This window comes from Candidatus Accumulibacter similis, from assembly GCA_013347225.1.
GTDB lineage: Bacteria > Pseudomonadota > Gammaproteobacteria > Burkholderiales > Rhodocyclaceae > Accumulibacter > Accumulibacter similis.
In genome coordinates this window covers 1,307,964-1,328,032 of record CP054595.1, presented here as the reverse complement: position 1 = coordinate 1,328,032, position 20,069 = coordinate 1,307,964, and the positions used below count along the sequence as shown (strand labels likewise).

Below are 20,069 nucleotides of genomic sequence, written 5' to 3'. Positions count from 1 at the left end.
GCGAAGATCGGCATAGCGGCGGTCAGAGTACCTGACCGTTCCCCTGCCACACCACCCGGCATGCGGGTCCGCACCGGGCGGTTCAAGTAGTTGAGGTCATGAGAGACGCGGCACGCCGAGTCGGTCGAAGTAAGCGATCGGCATCACACGATTCAGCGCGAAGCAGCTGTTACGCCACCATCAACGGCTGTTTGCGGCGATCCGATGGGCATCCGGCTTGGCAGCACCCAACGCCAGCAATTCCCGATACATCGTCGTACCCCGACGCCAGTGCTTGAGTTGCAGAGCATGCAACCGGTGACGCAACCACTCGTCGAGTTCGCGGAACACTTTCGGCGTCTGCGCAAGCTGAAAGTATCCCTTCCAGCCCGGCATGTAAGTCCGGAGCCGTTCCACTACGTCCGGCAGGCTACGCCCGCCCGAGCGACGCGTCAGTTGTCGGATGCGTTGCTTGTAGGTTTCTTTTGCCTTGTCGGCAACCCGGCATTTCACTTGGCCACCTGGACCATACCAGCAGCTAAAGCTCAGGAACTTGCGACCAGATGCCGGTGCAACCGCCGTCTTGGCTTCATTCACCTTCAGGTGAAGTTGCTCATACAGTCGGCGCAGCCCAGTGAGTACCCGCTCACCGGCCTGCCGACTGCGCACATATACTGGAGTTGACCCTTTTCGGTGGACACCTGATGCTTACGCAACAAGGAGTCCAAGATGCCGCAAAGCAGACCACCGTACCCGGCGGAGTTTCGCCAACAGATCATCGAACTGGCGCAGGCTGGCCGAAGCCCGCAAGAGTTGTCTCGGGAGTTCGGGCCGACCAGCCAGACCATTGTCAATTGGCTGGCGCAAGCAGCCCGCGACGCCGGCAAGCCCTTGCCTGGCAAGGAGGGCTTGAGCAGTACCGAGCGGGCTGAACTGGCCAAGCTGCGCCGGGAGAACCGGCAGCTGAAGATGGAGCGCGACATCTTGGCAAAGGCTACGGCCTGGTTCGCCAGAAGGAGCGAAGGTTCCACCTCGAACTCTTCGAACTCGTGATGGCGCGCCAGGCCGACTTCCCCGTGCGTACCCTGTGCCGCGTGCTGCGTGTCTCGGTCAGCGGCTTCTATGCTTGGCGACAGCGGGCGCCCAGCCCGCGCGCCGTGGCGAATGCCGTGCTGACCGAGCGTATCCGGCTGATCCACAAGGAATCCGGCGGGAGCTACGGCCGCCCCCGGGTTCGGGCCGAACTGCTGGAGCAAGGCGAGACCGTCAGCCAGAAGCGCGTCGCCCGCCTGATGCGCCTGGCGGGCTTGCAGGGCGTGAGCCGCCGCCGTGGCTACGTGGTCACCACCCGGCGTGATCCGGACCGTGATCCGGCGCCCGATCTGGTAAAGCGCCAGTTCGTGGCGGACGCACCCAATCGCCTTTGGGTGGCCGACATGACCTACGTGCCGACTTGGCAGGGCTTCATCTATTTGGCCATGGTGCTGGACGTGTTCAGCCGGCGGGTCGTCGGTTGGTCCATCGGCGAGCATATGCGCACGGAACTCGTGCTTTCGGCGCTCAACATGGCCGTGGCCACGCGCAAACCCCACGGGGTGATCCACCACAGCGACCAAGGCAGCCAGTATTCCGCCCTGGCCTTCGGCAAGCGCTCCCGGGAAATGGGCATCCAGCCGTCCATGGGCACCGTAGGCGATGCCTACGACAACGCCATGGCGGAGAGTTTCTTTGCCAGTCTGGAATGCGAACTGCTGGACCGCAACACCTTCCGCACCAAAACCGAGGCTCGCCTGGCCGTGTTCACCTGGATCGAAGGCTGGTACAACCCGCGCCGGCGCCATTCCGCGCTCGGCTATCTGTCACCCATGAACTACGAAAAGAAACACCACCACTCTGTGCAGTCAGCCAGCCCCGAACCCGGGTTATCCACCGCGCCGCTCGCCTCTGGCCTGAGAGGGGCCAGCGGCGGCGCCGTGGATAACCCTACGCCCGAGGAGGCTCAACCCGCTTGAAAACCAAGCGCTAACCTGTCCACCCGATAGGGGCAACTCCACCGCCTGGCTCTGTTGCCCGCATGCCCCCTGGCAGCGCTCAGGCCGCCTTCGCCGGCAGCGCGTCGCCTTCGTCCAGCGGTCGGTCGAGCAGCTCGACGAAAGCCATCGGTGCATTGTCCCCGTCACGAAACCCGCACTTCAGGATCCGTAGGTAACCCCCGTTGCGGGTCGCGTAGCGCGGCCCCAGCTCATCGAAAACCTTGACCACCATGTCGCGGTCGCGCAGGCGCGAGAACGCCAGCCGGCGGTTGGCCACGCTCGGCTTCTTGCCCAGCGTGATGATCGGCTCGAGAACGCGCCGCAGCTCCTTGGCTTTCGGCAGCGTCGTCTTGATCACCTCTGAACGCAGCAGCGAGACGCTCATGTTCTGCAACATTGCCAGCCGGTGGGAGCTGGTCCGATTCAGTTTGCGAAGACCCAAACGGTGACGCATATCAATTCCTTCCTGTTCTTTTCCGGCTGCTCACTTGTCGAGGCCGGCCGGCGGCCAGTTCTCGAGTTTCATTCCCAGCGTCAGGCCGCGGGCAGCCAACACTTCCTTGATTTCATTGAGCGACTTGCGTCCCAGATTGGGCGTCTTCAACAACTCGTTCTCGGTTCTCTGGATCAGGTCGCCGATGTAATAGATGTTCTCCGCCTTCAGGCAATTGGCGGAGCGGACGGTGAGTTCAAGGTCGTCAACCGGCCGCAGCAGCAGTGGGTCGACCTGGATGGTCTTCTGATACTCGACCGGCATCGCCGTCCCGGCGAGGTCGGCGAACACCGAAAGCTGCTCCATCAGGATGCGTGCAGCGGTCCGGATCGCCTCCTCGGGCTCGATCGCACCGTTCGTCTCGATATCCATGACGAGCTTGTCCAGGTCGGTGCGCTGCTCGACGCGAGCGCTCTCAACGGCGTAGCTGACCCGCCGCACTGGACTGAAGGATGCATCGAGCACCAGCTTGCCGATGTTCTTGGAACCGTCGCCAATCTCGCGCAGGTTGCCGGCTAGATAGCCACGCGAACGCTCGACCTTCATTTCCATCGCCAGCTTGCCGCCGCCCGAGAGATGCGCGATGACGTGTTCCGGATTGATGATCTCGACATCGTGCGTGACCTCGATATCACCTGCCCTGACGACTCCCTTGCCCTCCTTGCGAAGGTGCAGCACGACCTCTTCCCGGTTGTGCAGCTTGAATACGACGCCCTTCAGGTTCAGCAGGATGTCAACCACGTCTTCCTGCACGCCGTCGATCGTCGAGTACTCGTGCAGCACGCCCTCGATACTCACCTCGGTCGGTGCATACCCGGGCATCGACGAGAGCAGAATCCGCCGCAACGCATTGCCCAGAGTATGCCCGTAGCCGCGCTCGAACGGCTCCATCACCACGCGTGCATGCACCGGCGACAAGCTCTGCACATCGATGATGCGCGGTTTAAACAATCCACTGCTTTGCATGTACAGTCCTTTGCCTGATTCCTTCAAGCTCTGACGCCCTTACTTCGAGTACAGCTCGATCACCAGACTCTCGTTGATCGTCGGCGGCAACTCGCTCCGTTCCGGGTGCGCCTTGTAGGTTCCCTTGGCGGACTTCGAGTCGACCTCGACCCAGGCCGGAAAACCCCGGGCCTCGGCCGCAGCCAGAGCGGCCTTCACCCGCAACTGCACCTTCGCCTTGTCGCAGACCTCGACCACGTCGCCCGGACGCACCTGATAGGAAGGGATGTTCACCCTTCTGCCGTTGACCAGGACGCCATTGTGACGAACGACCTGCCGCGACTCCGAGCGCGACGCGGCAAAACCCATCCGGTAGCAGACGCTGTCAAGACGCGACTCGAGCAGCTGCAGGAGGACTTCGCCAGTCACCCCACGGCGCCGGTCGGCCTCCTGATAGACCTTGCGGAACTGTCCTTCGAGGACACCATAGATGCGCCTAATCTTCTGCTTCTCGCGCAGGTGAACGCCATAGTCGGACAAGCGCTGCCCAGACTTCTGGCCATGTTGCCCCGGCGCGTATGAGCGACGTTCGATCGCACACTTGTCCGTGAAGCACTTCTCCCCCTTGAGAAACAACTTTTCGCCCTCACGGCGACACTGGCGGCATTTCGGATCGAGATTACGAGCCACTTTTTCTTCTCCTTAAATCCGACGCCTTTTGGGTGGCCGGCAGCCGTTGTGCGGGATCGGCGTGACGTCGGTGATCGCCGTGATCTTCATCCCCAACGCGTTGAGCGCTCGTACCGACGATTCGCGCCCAGGGCCAGGTCCCTTGATGCGCACTTCGAGGTTCTTGACGCCGCACTCGACCGCCACACGGCCCGCCGCTTCGGCGGCGACCTGCGCCGCGAACGGCGTGCTCTTGCGCGAGCCCTTGAAGCCGGCACCACCCGACGTCGCCCACGAGAGGGCGTTGCCCTGACGATCGGTGATCGTGATGATCGTGTTGTTGAAAGAGGCGTGGATGTGAGCGACACCCTCAGCCACGTTCTTCCTGATCTTGACTTTCTTGCGAACTTTTGCAGCGGTCTTGGCCATCTTCGGGTCCTAGTTGCTAATCATTTCTTGCCGGCGATCGGCTTGCGCGGGCCCTTGCGCGTGCGCGCATTGGTGCGCGTGCGCTGACCTCGCGAAGGCAGCCCCTTGCGGTGGCGCAGGCCCCGATAGCAGCCAAGGTCCATCAGTCGCTTGATGCTCATCGTGACTTCGCGGCGCAGATCGCCTTCGACCGTGTACCTGCCGATCTCGTCGCGCAGCCGTTCCAACTCGGCCTCGCTCAGGTCCTTCATCTTTGTTGAACGCACAACCCCAGCAGAATCACAGATCTTCTGTGCGCGCGAACGCCCGATCCCGTAGATGGCGGTCAGCGCAATCTCGGCATGCTGGTGGTTAGGGAGGTTTACGCCTGCGATGCGGGCCATCGATTCACCCCAAAAAAATCGAAACTTCGAATTATACTTCGACCGACTGACGACTCACCACGGTGACTCGCCGCGATCAACCCTGCCGCTGCTTGTGCCGCTGATCGGAACAGATCACACGTACAATGCCGTGCCGCCGAATGATCTTGCACTTGCGGCAGATGCGCTTCACGGATGCCAGCACTTTCATCATTCACTCCTGATTTTCCGGACCCAGGCGCAGCCGGCCCTTCGCCGATTTGTTGCGTAGACGTTCTTCACTTGGCGCGGAAGACGATGCGCGCTCGACTCAGATCGTAGGGCGTCAGTTGCACCGTCACCTTGTCGCCCGGCAGTATCCGGATGTAATGCATCCGCATTTTGCCCGAAATGAAACCGAGCACCATGTGGCCATTTTCGAGTTTCACCCTGAAGGTGGCATTGGGAAGGTTCTCGACGACCTCTCCCTGCATTTCAATCAGATCTTCCTTTGCCATCCTATTTCGCCGGTAGACCGGAGCCCTTGAAGTTCGCCTTCTTCAGCAGGCTCTCGTACTGGTGCGACATGGCATAGGCCTGAACCTGGGTCATGAAGTCCATGGTCACCACGACAATGATCAGCAGCGAGGTACCGCCGAAATAGAATGGAACGTTCCATTTGAGAATCAGAAACTCGGGCAGCAAGCAGACGATGGTGATATACGCCGCACCAACCAGCGTCAGACGCATCAGTATCCTGTCGATGTAACGCGCGGTCTGGTCGCCGGGCCGGATGCCGGGTACGAAGGCACCGCTGCGCTTCAGGTTGTCGGCCGTTTCCTTCGAGTTGAACACCAGCGCGGTATAAAAGAAGCAGAAGAAGACGATCGCCGCCGCATAGAGCATGACGTAGATCGGCTGCCCAGGAGACAATGCCCCGGCGACGTCCTTCAGCCAGCGCACCGATTCGCCCGAGCCGAACCAGCCGGCGAGGGTGCCGGGAAAAAGAATGATCGACGACGCGAAGATCGGTGGAATCACCCCCGCCATGTTCAGCTTCAGCGGCAGGTGCGAACTCTGCCCGCCGTAGATCTTGTTGCCCACCTGGCGTTTGGCGTAGTTGACCAGGATCTTGCGCTGACCACGCTCGACGAAAACGACGAAGGCAGTGACCAGAACCACCAGGACGCTGATCACGATCGCCGTCAGTGGATGCATGGCACCGGTACGGACCAACTCCAGAAGCCCGCCAATGGCGTTCGGCAAGCCGGCAGCGATACCGGCGAAGATGATGATCGAGATGCCATTGCCCAAACCGCGCTCGGTAACCTGCTCGCCCAGCCACATCAGGAACATCGTGCCGGTCACCAGCGTCACCACGGTCACCAGACGGAACACCATCCCCGGCTCGAGAACCAGACCGGGTTGCGCCTCGACTGCGACGGCGATGCCAATGCCCTGGAACAGCGCAAGAAAGACCGTACCGTACCGCGTGTACTGGGTGATCTTGCGGCGTCCTGCCTCGCCTTCCTTCTTCAGCGCCTCGAGTTGCGGGCTGGCGTGCGTCATCAGCTGCATGATGATCGACGCCGAAATATAGGGCATGATGCCCAGCGCGAAGATCGTGAAACGTGACAGCGCGCCCCCGGAGAACATGTTGAACATGCCAAGGATGCCGCCCTGCTGCTGGTTGAACAGCTCACTCAGAACCCGCGCGTCGATACCCGGAACCGGGATGTGCGCACCGATCCGGTAAACCACCAGGGCGCCGAGCAGGAACCACAGTCGGCGCTTGAGGTCGCCGAACTTGCCGCCCTTGCTGACCGTGTTCGCGTTAGTTGCCAAGAAAGCTCACCCCTGACCGCAGTTTATTCCGCAACGCTGCCACCGGCGGCTTCGATCGCTGCGCGTGCTCCAGCCGTCGCTCCAACACCCCGGAGGACAACCTTGCGGTCGATCTTTCCCGAAAGGATCACCTTCACCGACAGCGCGTTCTGCGCCACGAGATTGGCCTGCACGAGCGTTGCGAGATCGATGTCGTCCACCGGCAGGCTGGCAATCTCCGAGAGACGAACCTCGACGTTGCGCGACCTGGTCAGCGACTTGAAGCCGCGCTTCGGCAAGCGGCGCTGCAACGGCATCTGGCCACCCTCGAAGCCGACCTTGTGCAGGCCGCCGGCCCGTGACTTCTGGCCCTTGTGCCCACGACCACCGGTCTTGCCGAAGCCGGAACCGATGCCACGGCCGACCCGCTTTCTCCCCGGCCGCGAACCGGCGGCTGGCTGTACGGTATTGAGTTCCATCTCAGCGCTCACATTTCACAAGATACGACACCTTGTTGATCATTCCGCGAACGGCCGGCGTGTCCTCCAGCAATGAGCTGCTGTTGAGGCGACGCAGCCCGAGGCCCCGAACCGTCGCTCGATGCGATTGCTTGGTGCCGATCAGGCTCCTGATGAGGGTAACCTTAACTGTCTTCTCAGCCATTTCTTACCCCAGGATCTCGGCAACGGACTTGCCACGCTTGGCGGCAACCTCGGCAGGCGTCGTCATTGCACGCAGGCCGTTGATCGTGGCACGGACTATGTTGTAGGGATTGGTCGAACCATGCGCCTTGGCGACTACGTTGGTCATGCCGATGACGTCGAAAACCGCGCGCATCGCACCGCCGGCAATGATCCCGGTTCCTTCCGGAGCAGGCTGCATCATCACTCGCGAAGCGCCGTGATGACCGACCACGGTATGCTGCAGCGTGCCGTTCTTGAGACTGACCCGGATCAGGTTGCGGCGTGCTTCCTCCATCGCCTTCTGCACCGCCACCGGTACCTCGCGCGACTTGCCCTTGCCCATCCCGACACGCCCGTCACCGTCACCGACAACGGTCAATGCGGCGAAACCCAGGATCCGGCCGCCCTTGACGACCTTGGTCACACGGTTGATCGATATCATCTTCTCCCGCATGCCGTCATCGGGCTTCTCGGCTTGCTGTGGTTTCCTGCTTTGCGGTTTAGCCATTGATTACTCCAATTCCTTGCACTGTGCGATCAGAACTTGAGACCGCCCTCACGCGCTGCATCCGCCAGCGCCTTGATCCGGCCGTGGTAGCGAAAGCCGGCACGGTCAAAGGAGACGCTGTCGATTCCGGCCTTCCTGGCACGTTCGGCAATCAGCAAGCCGATCGTCTTGGCTGCGTCGATGTTCCCTCCGTTCGGCAGCATGCTGCGCACGGCGGGTTCCAACGAGGAGGCAGCGGCCAGAACACGCGACCCGCAAGGCGAGATCACTTGCGCATAAATGTGGCAATTGGTGCGGTGCACCGACAAGCGCACGGTTTTCAGTTCGGCAATCTTGGCCCGGGTCTTGCGGGCCCTGCGCAAACGCGCCTGTTTCTTGTCAATCATCTGAGCACCCTTATTTCTTCTTCTTCGTTTCCTTGATCACGACGACTTCTTCCGCATAGCGCACGCCCTTGCCCTTGTAGGGTTCCGGCTTGCGATAATTGCGCACTTCCGCCGCGACCTGGCCAACGAGTTGGCGGTCAACGCCCTTGATCACGATCTCCGTCTGTGTGGGCGTCACAGCCGTGATACCGGCAGGCAGCTTGTAGGCTACCGGGTGCGAGAACCCCAACGAGAGGTTGAGCATGTCGCCCTGGGCCTGCGCACGATAGCCGACGCCAACGAGATTGAGCTTGCGCTCGAAACCCGAACTGACACCGGTGACCATGTTGGCGACGACGGCACGCACGGTACCCGACAACGCATCGGCTTGCGGCGCGCCGGCAACCGGCTTGCAGAGGAGGCTGCCGCCTTCCTCTTCGACGGTCACCGCCGGATTGGACGCGAAATCGAGCGAGCCGAGCGGCCCCTTGACTGAGATCCGCTCACCGGTCAAGGCGAATGACACCCCAGGCGGCAGTACGATTGGCTTCTTTGCAACTCGGGACATGGCTACACCTTACGCGACAAAGCACAGAACCTCGCCGCCAACATGGCTGGCGCGGGCCTTGCGGTCGGTCATCACGCCCTTGGGGGTCGACACGATGGCCACTCCAAGACCGTTCATCACCTGTGGAATATCACCCGCACCCCGGTAAATGCGAAGCCCAGGGCGCGAGACACGATCGATACGCTCAATCACCGGCCGGCCGGCATAGTACTTGAGGCCGATCTGGAGCACCGGCTTGCCCGCGTTGGGATCGACCGAGAAGTCTTCGACGTAGCCCTCGTCCTTCAAGACCTGGGCGATGGCGATTTTCACCTTCGACGACGGCATGGCGACGGACGCCTTGCTCGCCAGTTGGGCATTCCGGATGCGGGTCAGCATGTCGCTGATCGGATCGCTCATACTCATTCTGTTCTCTCCTGCTACCAGCTAGCCTTGACCATGCCTGGTACTTCGCCCTGCATGAAGAACTCGCGCAGCTTGCCGCGAGCGAGGCCAAACTTGCGGAAGACGCCGCGCGGGCGGCCAGTCAGCTCGCAGCGGTTGCGCAGCCTGACAGGGCTGGCATTGCGCGGCAAAGCCTGCATCTTGAGACGGGCCTCGAAGCGGTCTTCGATCGGCAGGCTTTGATCAGTGATCACCGCCAACAGCTCGGCACGCTTGCCGGCATACTTCTTGACAACCTTCCGCCGCTTTTCACCGCGGTTGATCACAGCGATTTTCGCCATTTCGTCTCAGTTCCTGAAAGGAAATTTAAACGCGCCAAGCAGAGCACGCGCCTCTTCATCGGTCTTGGCAGTAGTGGTGACACTGATGTTCATGCCCCGCAGCGCGTCGATCCGGTCGTACTCGATTTCCGGGAAGATGATCTGCTCCTTGAGACCCATGCTGTAGTTGCCACGGCCGTCGAATCCCTTGCCGGATATGCCGCGGAAGTCACGGACCCGCGGCAGGGCGACGCTCACCAGACGATCGATGAACTCGAACATGCGTGGGCCGCGCAAGGTGACCATGCACCCGATCGCGTAGCCGGTACGGATCTTGAAACCGGCGATCGACTTGCGCGCCTTGGTCATCACCGGCTTCTGGCCGGCAATCTTGACCATGTCGCCCATAGCATTCTCGAGCACCTTCTTGTCGGCGACCGCCTCGCCCACACCCATGTTGAGCGTCACCTTGGTGATCCGCGGCACTTCCATCTTCGACTTGTAGCCGAACTTCTGGGTCAGTTCCGGAACCACCGTATCCTTGTAGTACTGCAGCAAACGCGCCATGACTGATCCTTATGCCCCCAAGACTTCGCCGTTCGACTTGAAGAAGCGCACCTTCGTGCCGTCTTCGAGCTTCCTGAAGCCGACCCGGTCGGCTTTCCTGGTCGCCGGGTTGTAGAGCGCCACATTCGACACATGCAGCGGCATTTCCTTCTCGATGATGCCGCCGACGACGCCCTTGACCGGATTCGGCTTGACGTGCTTCTTGACGCGGTTCACCCCCTCGACGACGACATGCTCGGCGTCCGAACGAGCCAGGACGGTTCCTCGCTTGCCTTTGTCCTTGCCGGCGAGGACGACCACGTCGTCGCCTTTACGAATCTTTTCCATGACCTTCCTTACAGCACTTCCGGCGCCAGCGAGACGATCTTCATGAACCGGTCGCCACGCAGTTCGCGTGTCACCGGCCCGAAGATGCGCGTACCGATCGGCTCCATCTTGTTGTTGAGCAGCACCGCCGCATTGTGGTCGAACTTGATGAGCGAACCGTCCACCCGGCGGACACCCTTTGCCGTGCGCACGACGACCGCGCTGTAGACGTCGCCCTTCTTGACGCGCCCGCGCGGAGCCGCATCCTTGATCGCCACCTTGATGATGTCACCCACGCCTGCGTAGCGACGCTTCGAGCCGCCAAGCACCTTGATGCACATCACCGAGCGCGCGCCGGTGTTGTCGGCGACGTCGAGAGTAGTCTGTACTTGAATCATCTGTCACTCCAACTTGGCCCGCAATTGCGGTCAGTCTTGGAACCCGCTAGGGGAGAAACGCTCGACTGGTTGCTGCTGTCGGGCGCGGGAAAACTCGGCATTATAGCCGGCGCCAAAACAAACGCAAGAACTATATCGCCACGGCCCGTTCAAGCAGCCGGCTGACAACCCACGACTTGGTCTTTGACAATGGCCGCGATTCCTGGATCTCGACCATGTCGCCGAGTTTTGCCTCGTTGTTGTCGTTCTGGGCGTGATACCTGCTGGAACGAACGATGATCTTGTTGTACATGGCGTGCTTTACGCGGCGCTCGACCAGGACGGTCACCGTCTGTTCCATCTTGTCACTGACGACGCGCCCAATCAGGGTACGCTTGCTGCTGTTGGTCTCGCTCATTGACCTGCCTTTTCACGAAGAAGCGTCCGCACGCGCGCGATCTGACGGCGCACCTTGCCGATCTGGCTGTTGTTCGTCAGCTGCTGGGTAGCAAGCTGCATTCGCAATCCGAACTGCGCTTTCAGCAGGGCAAGCAGTTCCTGGTTCAGCTCATCGACCGTTTTTGCTCTGAGTTCACTGACTTTCATGATCACCCCACCATGCGCGTTACAAACACCGTCGGGATCGGCAGTTTCGCCGCGGCGAGCGCGAAGGCCTCACGCGCCAGGCTCTCACTGACGCCATCCATCTCGTAGAGGACCTTGCCCGGCTTGATCTCGGCGACGTAGTACTCCGGATTCCCCTTGCCGCTTCCCATGCGAACCTCTGCAGGCTTCTTCGAAATCGGCTTGTCGGGGAAGATGCGAATCCAGATGCGGCCGCCGCGCTTGATGTGCCGGGTCATGGCCCGTCGCGCGGCTTCAATCTGCCGGGCAGTCAGCCGTCCACGGCCGATCGACTTCAGCCCATACTCGCCAAAACTCACCTTGGCCCCGCGTAAGGCGAGGCCGGTGTTGCGGCCTTTCTGCTCCTTGCGGTATTTCCTTCTAGCTGGCTGCAGCATCTGTGGTTCCTGCCTTTCTCACTCGTTTCACGGGCGCCCTGACTTCCCCGGGCGCGCCTTCTACCCTGGCAACCTCGTCCGGTCCCTTCGCTGGCCGTGCCCTGTCGGTACTGTCGGCCGGACGGGCACCACCGCGCCGGGGCCGCCGCTGGTCTTCGAGGGTACTGTCCGCCAGCGTCGCCTGCTCATTGCGTGCCAGAATCTCGCCCTTGAACACCCACACCTTGACACCGATCAGGCCATAGGTCGTCAGGGCTTCGGAGGTTGCATAATCGATATCGGCCCGCAGGGTGTGCAGCGGCACCCGTCCTTCACGATACCATTCGCGGCGGGCGATCTCCGCCCCGTTCAGGCGACCAGAACTCATGATCTTGATCCCCTGGGCACCGAGGCGCATTGCATTCTGCATCGCACGCTTCATCGCGCGACGGAACATGATCCGCTTCTCGAGTTGCTGTGTGATCGAATCGGCGATCAGTTGTGCATCCAGTTCCGGCTTGCGGATCTCCTCGATGCCGACGTGCACCGGAACGCCCATGATCTTCTGCAGCGCGGCGCGCAGGTTGTCGATCTCCTCGCCCTTCTTGCCGATCACGACCCCAGGCCGAGCCGAGAAGACGGTCACGCGTGCATTCTTCGCCGGGCGCTCGATGAGGATGCGGCCAACCGAGGCATGCTTCAGCTTCTTCTTCAGGTATTCGCGAACACGCAGATCCTCGTTGAGCATGCCGGCGTACTGCTTGCTGTTGGCGTACCAGCGTGACGACCAATCGCGGGTCACTGCCAGACGAAAGCCAGTCGGATGAATCTTTTGTCCCATTCTTGTTCCTCAGTTCCCGACAGTCAGGAAGACGTGACACGTCGGCTTGACGATCCGGTTGCCGCGCCCCTTGGCCCGCGCAGTGAAGCGTTTGAGCACCGTACCCTTTTCGACGCAGATGGTCTTCACCTTCAGTTCGTCGATGTCGGCCCCATCGTTGTGCTCGGCATTGGCGATCGCCGACTCGAGCACCTTCTTGATGATGCCGGCACCCTTCTTGGGGCTGAAAGCAAGGATGTTCAGCGCCTTGTCTACCGGCAGGCCGCGAATCTGGTCTGCCACCAGCCGGCCCTTCTGACTCGACAGCCGCACGCCGCGCAAAACAGCACGAGTTTCCATATTCATTCCTCTACTTCTTGGCCTTCTTGCCAGATGTATGGCCCTTGAAGGTACGAGTCAGCGAAAACTCGCCCAACTTGTGCCCGACCATGTTCTCGGTGACGTACACCGGAATGTGCTGCTTGCCGTTATGGACGGCGATCGTCAGGCCAACGAAGTCCGGCAGGACCGTGGACCGGCGCGACCACGTCTTGATCGGGCGTTTGTCACCGGTCGCACGGACAGCGCTCACTTTATTGATCAGATGGGCATCAGCAAACGGGCCCTTTTTAACGGAACGTCCCATGGTTCTCTATCCCTTAGCGTTTTTGCCGGCGCTGCACGATCATCGAGGTCGTACGCTTGTTGCGACGAGTGCGATAACCCTTGGTCTTGGTACCCCACGGGCTGACCGGATGCATGCCTGCAGCCGTCTTGCCTTCGCCGCCACCGTGCGGGTGATCGATCGGGTTCATGGCGACGCCGCGGACCGTCGGCCGCACGCCGCGCCAGCGGGTCGCACCTGCCTTGCCAATGGAACGCAGGCTATGCTCTTCATTGCCCACTTCACCAATCGTTGCGCGACACTCGACATGGACCCGGCGAATCTCACCGGAACGCAGCCGCAACTGGGCGTGCATCCCTTCGCGTGCGAGGAGTTGCACTGAGGTTCCGGCTGAACGCGCAAGCTGCGCACCCTTGCCGGGAACCATCTCTACGCAATGGATCGTCGTGCCGACAGGGATGTTGCGAATGGGCAGCGCGTTGCCGACCTTGATCGGCGCTTCGGATCCACTCGACACCTGCTGGCCAACCGTCAGCCCCTTGGGTGCGATGATGTAGCGGCGCTCGCCGTCGGCATAGCAGAGCAGAGCGATGTTGGCGGTACGGTTTGGATCATATTCGAGCCGCTCCACCTTCGCCGGTACGCCATCCTTGGTGCGCTTGAAATCCACCACGCGGTAGTGTTGCTTGTGACCGCCACCATGGTGCCGCGTCGTGATGTGCCCGTTGTTGTTGCGGCCGGCCCGTTTCGACTGCGGTTCGAGCAGTCCGGCAACGGGTGTGCCCTTGTGCAGGTTCGGGTTGACGACGCGGATCACGGCGCGCCGGCCCGGCGAGGTCGGCTTGACTTTGACGAGAGCCATCAGAAGCCCCCTCCATCAACGAAGTTGATTTCCTGCCCGGGCTTGAGGCAGACGAAGGCCTTCTTCCAGCCACTGCGGCGGCCCGCAACGCGGCCGAAGCGCTTCTTCTTGCCCTTGACGTTGGCCATCTGGACCGACTCGACGGAGACCTTGAAGAGCAGTTCGACGGCACCCTTGACCTCGGCCTTGGTCGCATCGGGCGCGACACGAAAGATCACCTGTTCATGCCTGTCGGCGACGAAAGTGGCCTTCTCGGAGATCTGCGGTGCCATCAGCACCTGCAACAGACGTTCTTCATTCATCCCAGGATCTCCTCAAACTTGGCGACCGCGGCCCGCGTCATCAACACCTTGCCAAAGCGGACCAGCGAGACGGGATCTGCCTGATGCACCTCGAGGACGAGGACATTGGGCAGGTTGCGCGCCGCCAGGAAGACGTTCTCGTCGAGCGCATCCGTGACCACCAGCACCGATTCGTAGCCCATGCTCTTGATCTTCGCCGCAAACAGCTTGGTCTTCGGGGCTTCGACCGTCAGGCTGTCGATCACCGCGAGGCGATCGTCCCGCGCCAACTGCGACAGGATCGAGGCCATTCCGGCGCGATACATCTTGCGGTTGAGCTTCTGGCTGAAGTTCTCGTCAGCCAAGTTCGGAAACGCCCGACCTCCACCGCGCCAGATCGGCGACGACGACATGCCGGCCCGCGCCCTGCCGGTGCCTTTCTGCCGCCACGGCTTCTTGGTGGTGTGAGCGACGTCGTGGCGGTCCCGCTGCGCGCGATTGCCACTCCGGGCGTTCGCCTGGTAGGCGACCAGAACCTGGTGTACCAGTGCCTCGTTGTACTCCCGACCAAAGAGCGTATCCGATGCCTCGAGGCGGCTTGCCTCCTGGCCCTGTTCGTCAATCAACTTGAGTTCCATTTATGCCCCCGCCTTGACTGCAGGCCGCACGATCACATCCGATCCCTTGGCGCCCGGCACCGCGCCCTTGAGCAGGAGTAACTGCCGTTCGACGTCGACACGGACGACTTCCAGGTTCTGCTGCGTGCGCTTGACGTCGCCGTAATGGCCCGCCATCTTCTTGCCGGGAAAGACGCGTCCCGGATCCTGGGCCATGCCGGTCGATCCCGGCGCCTTGTGCGATACCGAGTTGCCGTGTGCTGCGCCCTGGGACTTGAAGTTGTGGCGTTTGATCGATCCGGAAAAGCCCTTGCCGATCGTCTGCCCCGTCACATCGACCTTCTGGCCGACGGCGAATATCGTCACGCTGAGCTGATCGCCCGCCTTGAGCGCTGCGAGATCATCGACGGTGACCGGGAATTCCTTGAGAACGTGCCCCGCCTCGACGCCAGCCTTGGCGAGGTGCCCGGCCAACGGCTTGTTCACGCGCGAGGCGCGGCGCTTGCCGAAAGCGACCTGGATGGCAGTGTAGCCATCGGTTTCCGGCGTTTTGATCTGGGCGACGCGATTGTTCGACACATCGAGCACGGTTACCGGGACGCTGCCGCCATCGTCGGTAAAGATGCGCGTCATGCCGACCTTGCGCCCTACAAGGCCTAGACTCATGCTTATTCTCCTCTGACCGGCTACGATTGGCCGGCGAGCACCACGAAAGAAACGGACAGTCCCGCAGTTTCGGCCTGCCCGGCGAAAGGCGGCGATTATAGCCGCAAGAAACCCTTACTGCAACTTGATTTCGACATCGACGCCAGCCGGCAGGTCGAGCTTCATCAAGGCATCGACAGTCTTGTCGGTCGGATCGATGATGTCCATCAGCCGCAGGTGGGTGCGAATCTCGAGCTGATCGCGCGAGGTCTTGTCAACATGCGGCGAGCGCAGCAGGTCATAGCGCTGGATGCGCGTCGGCAGTGGCACGGGACCACGCACGACTGCTCCGGTCCGCTTGGCGGTGTCGACGATCTCCTGCGCCGACTGATCGATGAGGCGATAGTCGAAGGCCTTCAGGCGAATACGGATTTTTTGGCTTTGCATTTTCGATTTCCAAAGAACGGTCGGCGGCGCCGACGCGCCGCCGAAGGAGGGGTTCGCCGAACTACTCGATGATCTTGGCGACGACGCCGGCGCCGACGGTGCGGCCGCCCTCGCGAATCGCGAAGCGCAGGCCTTCTTCCATGGCGATCGGCGAGATCAGCTTCACCGTCATCTGCACGTTGTCACCCGGCATCACCATCTCGACACCCTCCGGCATCGCGATCGCGCCCGTCACGTCCGTCGTCCGGAAGTAAAACTGCGGACGATAGTTGTTGAAGAACGGCGTGTGACGACCACCCTCTTCCTTCGACAGGCAGTAAACTTCGCCCGTGAAGTGCGTGTGCGGCTTGATCGAACCCGGCTTCGCCAGCACCTGGCCACGCTCGACATCATCACGCTTCGTGCCGCGCAGCAGAACACCAACGTTGTCACCCGCCTGACCCTGATCCAGCAGCTTGCGGAACATCTCCACTCCGGTGCACGTCGTCTTCACCGTCGGACGAATGCCAACGATCTCCACCTCTTCGCCCACCTTCACCACACCGCGCTCAACACGACCCGTCACCACCGTCCCGCGCCCGGAAATCGAGAACACGTCCTCGATCGGCAGCAGGAACGGCTTGTCCACCGCACGCTGCGGCGTCGGAATGTACGCGTCCAGCGCATCCGCCAGCGCCATCACCGAACCCTCTCCCTGCGCTCCCGTATCACCTTCCAGCGCCTTCAACGCCGAACCCTGGATGATCGGAATGTCGTCCCCAGGAAACTCGTACTTCGACAGCAGCTCGCGAACCTCCATGTCCACCAGCTCCAGAAGCTCCGCATCGTCAACCATGTCGCACTTGTTCAGGTACACCACGATGTACGGCACACCAACCTGACGCGCCAGCAGAATGTGCTCCCGCGTCTGCGGCATCGGACCATCCGCCGCCGACACCACCAGAATCGCCCCGTCCATCTGCGCCGCACCCGTGATCATGTTCTTGATGTAGTCCGCGTGACCCGGGCAATCCACGTGCGCATAGTGACGCTTCGCCGTCTCGTACTCCACGTGCGCCGTGTTGATCGTGATCCCACGCGCCTTCTCCTCCGGCGCCGCGTCAATCTGGTCGTACGCCTTCGCCACACCACCGAACTTCTTCGCCAGAATGGTCGTGATCGCCGCCGTCAGCGTCGTCTTCCCGTGATCCACGTGTCCAATCGTGCCTACATTCACGTGCGGCTTCGTGCGTTCAAATTTTCCCTTGGCCATTACCGTATCCTCAAAACAGGGTCATTTCTTGTTGATCACTGCTTCGGCGACGTTCTTGGGCGCCTCGGCATAATGCTTGAACTCCATCGAGTAGGTTGCGCGCCCCTGGCTCAACGAACGAAGAGTGGTCGAATAACCGAACATCTCGGCCAAGGGCACCTCCGCCTTGATCGCCTTCATGTTGCCCGGCAGATCTTCCATTCCCTGGATCATCCCGCGGCGACTCGACAGGTCGCCCATCACGTTGCCCATGTAATCCTCCGGCGTCTCGACCTCGACCGCCATCATCGGCTCAAGGAGCGTTGGCGACGCCCTGCGCATGCCGTCCTTGAAGGCAATTGCGGCAGCCATGCGGAAGGCGTTCTCGTTCGAGTCGACATCATGGTACGAACCCTCGAAGAGGGTGAACTTGACGTCCACCACCGGGAACCCGGCCAGGACACCGCTCGTGATCGCATCCTGCAGACCCTTGTCGACGGCCGGGATGTACTCGCGCGGCACGGTGCCGCCCTTGATTGCATCGACGAACTCATATCCCTTTCCGGGCTCGTTCGGCTCCATCTTCAGCCAGACATGACCATACTGGCCGCGGCCGCCCGATTGCTTGACGAACTTGCCTTCCTGCTCGACGGCCTTCTTGATGCACTCGCGATAGGCGACCTGCGGCGCACCGACATTGGCATCGACGCCGAACTCCCGCTTGAGCCGATCGACGATGATCTCCAAGTGCAATTCGCCCATGCCGGAGATGATCGTCTGCCCCGATTCCTCATCGGTGCGCACACGGAACGACGGGTCCTCCTGTGCCAGCCGACCCAGGGCGACGCTCATCTTCTCCTGGTCTGGCTTGGTCTTTGGCTCGACCGCGACGTGGATCACCGGCTCCGGGAACACCATGCGCTCGAGCGTGATGACCGCCGCTGGGTCGCACAGCGTTTCCCCTGTCGTCACCTCCTTGAGGCCGACGCAGGCGGCGATGTCGCCCGCCAGGACCTCCTTCAGTTCCTCGCGATTGTTGGCGTGCATCTGCAGCACGCGGCCGATCCGCTCGCGCCGCCCCTTGATCGGGTTGTACACGGTATCGCCGGACTTGAGCACGCCCGAGTAGACGCGAATGAAGGTCAGCTGCCCAACGTAGGGGTCGGTCATCAGCTTGAAGGCCAAGGCAGAAAACTTGGCCGCATCGGAAGCCTCGCGCGTTTCCAGCCCACCGTTCTCGCTTTCACCGCTCACCGGCGGGATGTCGACAGGCGACGGCAAGAGGTCGATGACCGCATCGAGCATGCGCTGCACGCCCTTGTTCTTGAAGGCCGTGCCACAAAGTGCCGGCTGGATCTCGCAGGCGATGGTGCGCTGCCGCAGGCCGTGGATGATCTCGGCCTCGCTCAGATCACCCTCTTCGAGGTACCTATCCATCAACTCTTCGGACGACTCGGCCGCGGCCTCGACCATCTTGCTGCGCCACTCCTCAGCCTCTGCCTGCAGTTCGGCTGGAATGTCGCGGTAGTCGAACTTCATTCCCAGCGACGCCTCGTCCCAGTAGATCGCCTTCATCTTCGTCAGATCGACGACGCCCTCGAAGTAGTCCTCCTTGCCGATCGGAATGACGATCGGTATCGGGTTCGCCTTCAAGCGGGTGCGCATCTGCTCAACTACCTTGAAGAAATCGGCACCCTGGCGATCCATCTTGTTCACGAAGGCCAACCGCGGCACCTTGTACTTGGTCGCCTGCCGCCAGACGGTCTCCGACTGTGGCTGCACCCCGCCGACGGCACAGTAAACCATGCACGCGCCGTCGAGAACACGCATCGAACGCTCCACCTCGATGGTGAAGTCCACGTGCCCCGGCGTATCGATGATGTTGATGCGGTGCTCCGGCCGATCGAGCTGCATGCCTTTCCAGAAGCACGTCGTCGCCGCCGAGGTGATGGTGATGCCGCGCTCCTGCTCCTGCGCCATCCAGTCCATGGTCGCAGCGCCATCGTGCACTTCACCGATCTTGTGATTGATCCCGGTGTAGAAGAGGATACGCTCGGTCGCCGTCGTCTTGCCGGCATCAATGTGGGCGCTGATACCGATGTTCCGGTACCGCTCAATTGGGGTTTTGCGTGCCACGGTAGTAGACCTTCACTAATAAAGAACGATAGTCAGCGCCGGCCGCCGGCGCTGCTGCGGTACCTCAGAAGCGGAAATGCGCGAAGGCCTTGTTGGCCTCGGCCATGCGATGCACTTCATCGCGCTTCTTCACCGCTGCGCCGCGGCTTTCCGAAGCCTCGAGCATCTCGGCGGCGAGACGCTGTCCCATCGATTTCTCGGAGCGCTTGCGCGCATAATCGCGCAACCAGCGCATGGCCAGCGCCATCCGGCGACTTGGACGCACCTCCACCGGCACCTGGTAGTTGGCACCACCGACGCGGCGGCTCTTGACCTCGACCAAGGGCTTGATGTTGCCAAGAGCCGCGCTGAAGACCTCCAGGGGGTCCTTGCCGCTCTTGGTGACGACCTGGTCAAAAGCGCCATAGACGATTCGCTCGGCAACCGACTTCTTGCCGCTCTTCATGATCGTGTTGACGAACTTCGAAACCTCAACATTGCCGAACTTCGGGTCCGGCAGGATATCGCGCTTGGGTACTTCACGACGACGGGGCATGGCAACCTCTCATAGTCACAATTCGGTGGAAGGAACGGGGCAGCGGCCCCTCCTTCCCGGCCGCCCATCCGGAGCGGC

The 20,069-nt window shown here is 61.6% G+C and carries 32 protein-coding genes and 2 pseudogenes; 1 reads left to right on the top strand and 33 read right to left on the bottom strand.

Annotated features, from left to right (window positions below):
• Window positions 1-96: 96 nt before the first annotated feature.
• Window positions 97-648 (bottom strand): annotated as a pseudogene (locus HT579_06120) (hypothetical protein).
• A gap of 60 nt (window positions 649-708) precedes the next feature.
• On the opposite strand from HT579_06120, the pseudogene HT579_06115 reads away from it, so the two are divergent.
• Window positions 709-1,862, top strand: a pseudogene (locus HT579_06115) (IS3 family transposase).
• Between the two features lie 208 nt (window positions 1,863-2,070).
• Here the strand turns inward: HT579_06115 and rplQ are convergent.
• From rplQ to rpsG, 32 genes are all read right to left on the bottom strand, one after another.
• Window positions 2,071-2,466, bottom strand: a complete 396-nt coding sequence (gene rplQ / locus HT579_06110; GenBank protein QKS28538.1) for a 50S ribosomal protein L17 — start codon at window positions 2,464-2,466, stop codon at window positions 2,071-2,073.
• A gap of 30 nt (window positions 2,467-2,496) precedes the next feature.
• Window positions 2,497-3,471, bottom strand: a complete 975-nt coding sequence (gene rpoA, locus HT579_06105; GenBank protein ID QKS28537.1) for a DNA-directed RNA polymerase subunit alpha — start codon at window positions 3,469-3,471, stop codon at window positions 2,497-2,499.
• 39 nt (window positions 3,472-3,510) lie between these two features.
• Window positions 3,511-4,140, bottom strand: a complete 630-nt coding sequence (gene rpsD, locus HT579_06100; GenBank protein ID QKS28536.1) for a 30S ribosomal protein S4 — start codon at window positions 4,138-4,140, stop codon at window positions 3,511-3,513.
• Window positions 4,141-4,152: 12 nt separating this feature from the next.
• Window positions 4,153-4,548: a 30S ribosomal protein S11 gene (gene rpsK / locus HT579_06095; protein ID QKS28535.1), complete on the bottom strand. Its 396-nt coding sequence runs from the start codon at window positions 4,546-4,548 to the stop codon at window positions 4,153-4,155.
• Between the two features lie 20 nt (window positions 4,549-4,568).
• A complete protein-coding gene (gene rpsM / locus HT579_06090) occupies window positions 4,569-4,931 on the bottom strand; it encodes a 30S ribosomal protein S13 (GenBank protein QKS28534.1) in 363 nt (120 codons plus the stop codon).
• A gap of 76 nt (window positions 4,932-5,007) precedes the next feature.
• Window positions 5,008-5,121 carry a 50S ribosomal protein L36 gene (rpmJ, locus tag HT579_06085; GenBank protein QKS31527.1) on the bottom strand — a complete coding sequence of 38 codons (114 nt, stop codon included), beginning with the start codon at window positions 5,119-5,121 and terminating at the stop codon, window positions 5,008-5,010.
• A gap of 67 nt (window positions 5,122-5,188) precedes the next feature.
• Window positions 5,189-5,407: a translation initiation factor IF-1 gene (gene infA, locus HT579_06080; protein ID QKS28533.1), complete on the bottom strand. Its 219-nt coding sequence runs from the start codon at window positions 5,405-5,407 to the stop codon at window positions 5,189-5,191.
• Window position 5,408: 1 nt separating this feature from the next.
• Window positions 5,409-6,734 (bottom strand): preprotein translocase subunit SecY, encoded by a 1,326-nt coding sequence (gene secY, locus HT579_06075; GenBank protein ID QKS28532.1) that lies wholly within the window; start codon window positions 6,732-6,734, stop codon window positions 5,409-5,411.
• A gap of 23 nt (window positions 6,735-6,757) precedes the next feature.
• Entirely contained in the window at window positions 6,758-7,192 is a 435-nt protein-coding gene (gene rplO, locus HT579_06070) for a 50S ribosomal protein L15 (GenBank protein ID QKS28531.1), read from the bottom strand.
• 1 nt (window position 7,193) lies between these two features.
• On the bottom strand, window positions 7,194-7,376 hold the full coding sequence (gene rpmD / locus HT579_06065; protein ID QKS28530.1) for a 50S ribosomal protein L30: 183 nt from the start codon (window positions 7,374-7,376) through the stop codon (window positions 7,194-7,196).
• 3 nt (window positions 7,377-7,379) lie between these two features.
• A complete protein-coding gene (gene rpsE / locus HT579_06060) occupies window positions 7,380-7,904 on the bottom strand; it encodes a 30S ribosomal protein S5 (GenBank protein QKS28529.1) in 525 nt (174 codons plus the stop codon).
• A 29-nt stretch (window positions 7,905-7,933) separates the two neighbouring features.
• Window positions 7,934-8,287, bottom strand: a complete 354-nt coding sequence (rplR, locus tag HT579_06055) for a 50S ribosomal protein L18 (GenBank protein ID QKS31526.1) — start codon at window positions 8,285-8,287, stop codon at window positions 7,934-7,936.
• 13 nt (window positions 8,288-8,300) lie between these two features.
• Window positions 8,301-8,837, bottom strand: coding sequence for a 50S ribosomal protein L6 (gene rplF, locus HT579_06050; GenBank protein QKS28528.1), 537 nt, complete (start codon window positions 8,835-8,837; stop codon window positions 8,301-8,303).
• Window positions 8,838-8,846: 9 nt separating this feature from the next.
• Window positions 8,847-9,242, bottom strand: coding sequence for a 30S ribosomal protein S8 (rpsH, locus tag HT579_06045; GenBank protein QKS28527.1), 396 nt, complete (start codon window positions 9,240-9,242; stop codon window positions 8,847-8,849).
• 14 nt (window positions 9,243-9,256) lie between these two features.
• Window positions 9,257-9,562 (bottom strand): 30S ribosomal protein S14, encoded by a 306-nt coding sequence (gene rpsN / locus HT579_06040; protein ID QKS28526.1) that lies wholly within the window; start codon window positions 9,560-9,562, stop codon window positions 9,257-9,259.
• 6 nt (window positions 9,563-9,568) lie between these two features.
• Window positions 9,569-10,108 (bottom strand): 50S ribosomal protein L5, encoded by a 540-nt coding sequence (gene rplE / locus HT579_06035; protein QKS28525.1) that lies wholly within the window; start codon window positions 10,106-10,108, stop codon window positions 9,569-9,571.
• Window positions 10,109-10,117: 9 nt separating this feature from the next.
• Complete coding sequence (gene rplX / locus HT579_06030; protein QKS28524.1) at window positions 10,118-10,435, bottom strand: 50S ribosomal protein L24; 318 nt, start codon at window positions 10,433-10,435, stop codon at window positions 10,118-10,120.
• Window positions 10,436-10,443: 8 nt separating this feature from the next.
• Window positions 10,444-10,812, bottom strand: coding sequence for a 50S ribosomal protein L14 (rplN, locus tag HT579_06025; protein QKS28523.1), 369 nt, complete (start codon window positions 10,810-10,812; stop codon window positions 10,444-10,446).
• 130 nt (window positions 10,813-10,942) lie between these two features.
• Window positions 10,943-11,209 carry a 30S ribosomal protein S17 gene (gene rpsQ, locus HT579_06020; protein ID QKS28522.1) on the bottom strand — a complete coding sequence of 89 codons (267 nt, stop codon included), beginning with the start codon at window positions 11,207-11,209 and terminating at the stop codon, window positions 10,943-10,945.
• Window positions 11,206-11,397, bottom strand: coding sequence for a 50S ribosomal protein L29 (rpmC, locus tag HT579_06015; GenBank protein ID QKS28521.1), 192 nt, complete (start codon window positions 11,395-11,397; stop codon window positions 11,206-11,208). The genes rpsQ and rpmC overlap by 4 nt, the downstream gene beginning before the upstream one ends.
• Before the next feature lie 2 nt (window positions 11,398-11,399).
• Entirely contained in the window at window positions 11,400-11,813 is a 414-nt protein-coding gene (gene rplP / locus HT579_06010) for a 50S ribosomal protein L16 (GenBank protein ID QKS28520.1), read from the bottom strand.
• On the bottom strand, window positions 11,797-12,633 hold the full coding sequence (rpsC, locus tag HT579_06005; GenBank protein ID QKS28519.1) for a 30S ribosomal protein S3: 837 nt from the start codon (window positions 12,631-12,633) through the stop codon (window positions 11,797-11,799). The genes rplP and rpsC overlap by 17 nt, the downstream gene beginning before the upstream one ends.
• A 9-nt stretch (window positions 12,634-12,642) precedes the next feature.
• The gene (rplV, locus tag HT579_06000; protein ID QKS28518.1) at window positions 12,643-12,972 is read right to left on the bottom strand and encodes a 50S ribosomal protein L22; all 330 of its coding nucleotides are present in this window, start codon (window positions 12,970-12,972) and stop codon (window positions 12,643-12,645) included.
• Window positions 12,973-12,982: 10 nt separating this feature from the next.
• The gene (rpsS, locus tag HT579_05995) at window positions 12,983-13,258 is read right to left on the bottom strand and encodes a 30S ribosomal protein S19 (GenBank protein ID QKS28517.1); all 276 of its coding nucleotides are present in this window, start codon (window positions 13,256-13,258) and stop codon (window positions 12,983-12,985) included.
• Window positions 13,259-13,271: 13 nt separating this feature from the next.
• On the bottom strand, window positions 13,272-14,099 hold the full coding sequence (rplB, locus tag HT579_05990; GenBank protein QKS28516.1) for a 50S ribosomal protein L2: 828 nt from the start codon (window positions 14,097-14,099) through the stop codon (window positions 13,272-13,274).
• Entirely contained in the window at window positions 14,099-14,401 is a 303-nt protein-coding gene (gene rplW / locus HT579_05985) for a 50S ribosomal protein L23 (GenBank protein QKS28515.1), read from the bottom strand. Before rplW ends, rplB begins: the two co-directional genes overlap by 1 nt.
• Entirely contained in the window at window positions 14,398-15,018 is a 621-nt protein-coding gene (gene rplD, locus HT579_05980; GenBank protein QKS28514.1) for a 50S ribosomal protein L4, read from the bottom strand. Before rplD ends, rplW begins: the two co-directional genes overlap by 4 nt.
• Window positions 15,019-15,663: a 50S ribosomal protein L3 gene (gene rplC, locus HT579_05975; protein QKS28513.1), complete on the bottom strand. Its 645-nt coding sequence runs from the start codon at window positions 15,661-15,663 to the stop codon at window positions 15,019-15,021.
• A 114-nt stretch (window positions 15,664-15,777) separates the two neighbouring features.
• Complete coding sequence (gene rpsJ / locus HT579_05970; protein QKS28512.1) at window positions 15,778-16,089, bottom strand: 30S ribosomal protein S10; 312 nt, start codon at window positions 16,087-16,089, stop codon at window positions 15,778-15,780.
• 61 nt (window positions 16,090-16,150) lie between these two features.
• Window positions 16,151-17,341 (bottom strand): elongation factor Tu, encoded by a 1,191-nt coding sequence (gene tuf / locus HT579_05965; protein ID QKS28511.1) that lies wholly within the window; start codon window positions 17,339-17,341, stop codon window positions 16,151-16,153.
• A 21-nt stretch (window positions 17,342-17,362) separates the two neighbouring features.
• The gene (gene fusA, locus HT579_05960) at window positions 17,363-19,456 is read right to left on the bottom strand and encodes an elongation factor G (GenBank protein ID QKS28510.1); all 2,094 of its coding nucleotides are present in this window, start codon (window positions 19,454-19,456) and stop codon (window positions 17,363-17,365) included.
• A gap of 64 nt (window positions 19,457-19,520) precedes the next feature.
• On the bottom strand, window positions 19,521-19,991 hold the full coding sequence (rpsG, locus tag HT579_05955; GenBank protein ID QKS28509.1) for a 30S ribosomal protein S7: 471 nt from the start codon (window positions 19,989-19,991) through the stop codon (window positions 19,521-19,523).
• Window positions 19,992-20,069 lie beyond the last annotated feature (78 nt).

Coding starts and splice junctions, on each gene's coding strand:
- rplO (QKS28531.1), bottom strand. CDS start 7,192: ATGGAACTCAATACCGTACAGCCAGCCGCCGGTTCGCGGCCGGGGAGA.
- rplF (QKS28528.1), bottom strand. CDS start 8,837: ATGTCCCGAGTTGCAAAGAAGCCAATCGTACTGCCGCCTGGGGTGTCA.
- rpsC (QKS28519.1), bottom strand. CDS start 12,633: ATGGGACAAAAGATTCATCCGACTGGCTTTCGTCTGGCAGTGACCCGC.
- rplW (QKS28515.1), bottom strand. CDS start 14,401: ATGAATGAAGAACGTCTGTTGCAGGTGCTGATGGCACCGCAGATCTCC.
- rpsE (QKS28529.1), bottom strand. CDS start 7,904: ATGGCTAAACCGCAAAGCAGGAAACCACAGCAAGCCGAGAAGCCCGAT.
- rplN (QKS28523.1), bottom strand. CDS start 10,812: ATGATTCAAGTACAGACTACTCTCGACGTCGCCGACAACACCGGCGCG.
- rpsG (QKS28509.1), bottom strand. CDS start 19,991: ATGCCCCGTCGTCGTGAAGTACCCAAGCGCGATATCCTGCCGGACCCG.
- rplB (QKS28516.1), bottom strand. CDS start 14,099: ATGGCTCTCGTCAAAGTCAAGCCGACCTCGCCGGGCCGGCGCGCCGTG.
- rpmD (QKS28530.1), bottom strand. CDS start 7,376: ATGGCTGAGAAGACAGTTAAGGTTACCCTCATCAGGAGCCTGATCGGC.
- rpsH (QKS28527.1), bottom strand. CDS start 9,242: ATGAGTATGAGCGATCCGATCAGCGACATGCTGACCCGCATCCGGAAT.
- rplP (QKS28520.1), bottom strand. CDS start 11,813: ATGCTGCAGCCAGCTAGAAGGAAATACCGCAAGGAGCAGAAAGGCCGC.
- rplQ (QKS28538.1), bottom strand. CDS start 2,466: ATGCGTCACCGTTTGGGTCTTCGCAAACTGAATCGGACCAGCTCCCAC.
- rpmC (QKS28521.1), bottom strand. CDS start 11,397: ATGAAAGTCAGTGAACTCAGAGCAAAAACGGTCGATGAGCTGAACCAG.
- rplX (QKS28524.1), bottom strand. CDS start 10,435: ATGGAAAAGATTCGTAAAGGCGACGACGTGGTCGTCCTCGCCGGCAAG.
- rplV (QKS28518.1), bottom strand. CDS start 12,972: ATGGAAACTCGTGCTGTTTTGCGCGGCGTGCGGCTGTCGAGTCAGAAG.
- rpsS (QKS28517.1), bottom strand. CDS start 13,258: ATGGGACGTTCCGTTAAAAAGGGCCCGTTTGCTGATGCCCATCTGATC.
- tuf (QKS28511.1), bottom strand. CDS start 17,341: ATGGCCAAGGGAAAATTTGAACGCACGAAGCCGCACGTGAATGTAGGC.
- rpsQ (QKS28522.1), bottom strand. CDS start 11,209: ATGAGCGAGACCAACAGCAGCAAGCGTACCCTGATTGGGCGCGTCGTC.
- rpmJ (QKS31527.1), bottom strand. CDS start 5,121: ATGAAAGTGCTGGCATCCGTGAAGCGCATCTGCCGCAAGTGCAAGATC.
- rpsN (QKS28526.1), bottom strand. CDS start 9,562: ATGGCGAAAATCGCTGTGATCAACCGCGGTGAAAAGCGGCGGAAGGTT.
- rpsM (QKS28534.1), bottom strand. CDS start 4,931: ATGGCCCGCATCGCAGGCGTAAACCTCCCTAACCACCAGCATGCCGAG.
- rpoA (QKS28537.1), bottom strand. CDS start 3,471: ATGCAAAGCAGTGGATTGTTTAAACCGCGCATCATCGATGTGCAGAGC.
- rplD (QKS28514.1), bottom strand. CDS start 15,018: ATGGAACTCAAGTTGATTGACGAACAGGGCCAGGAGGCAAGCCGCCTC.
- rplC (QKS28513.1), bottom strand. CDS start 15,663: ATGAGTCTAGGCCTTGTAGGGCGCAAGGTCGGCATGACGCGCATCTTT.
- rpsK (QKS28535.1), bottom strand. CDS start 4,548: ATGGCCAAGACCGCTGCAAAAGTTCGCAAGAAAGTCAAGATCAGGAAG.
- infA (QKS28533.1), bottom strand. CDS start 5,407: ATGGCAAAGGAAGATCTGATTGAAATGCAGGGAGAGGTCGTCGAGAAC.
- rplE (QKS28525.1), bottom strand. CDS start 10,108: ATGGCGCGTTTGCTGCAGTACTACAAGGATACGGTGGTTCCGGAACTG.
- rpsJ (QKS28512.1), bottom strand. CDS start 16,089: ATGCAAAGCCAAAAAATCCGTATTCGCCTGAAGGCCTTCGACTATCGC.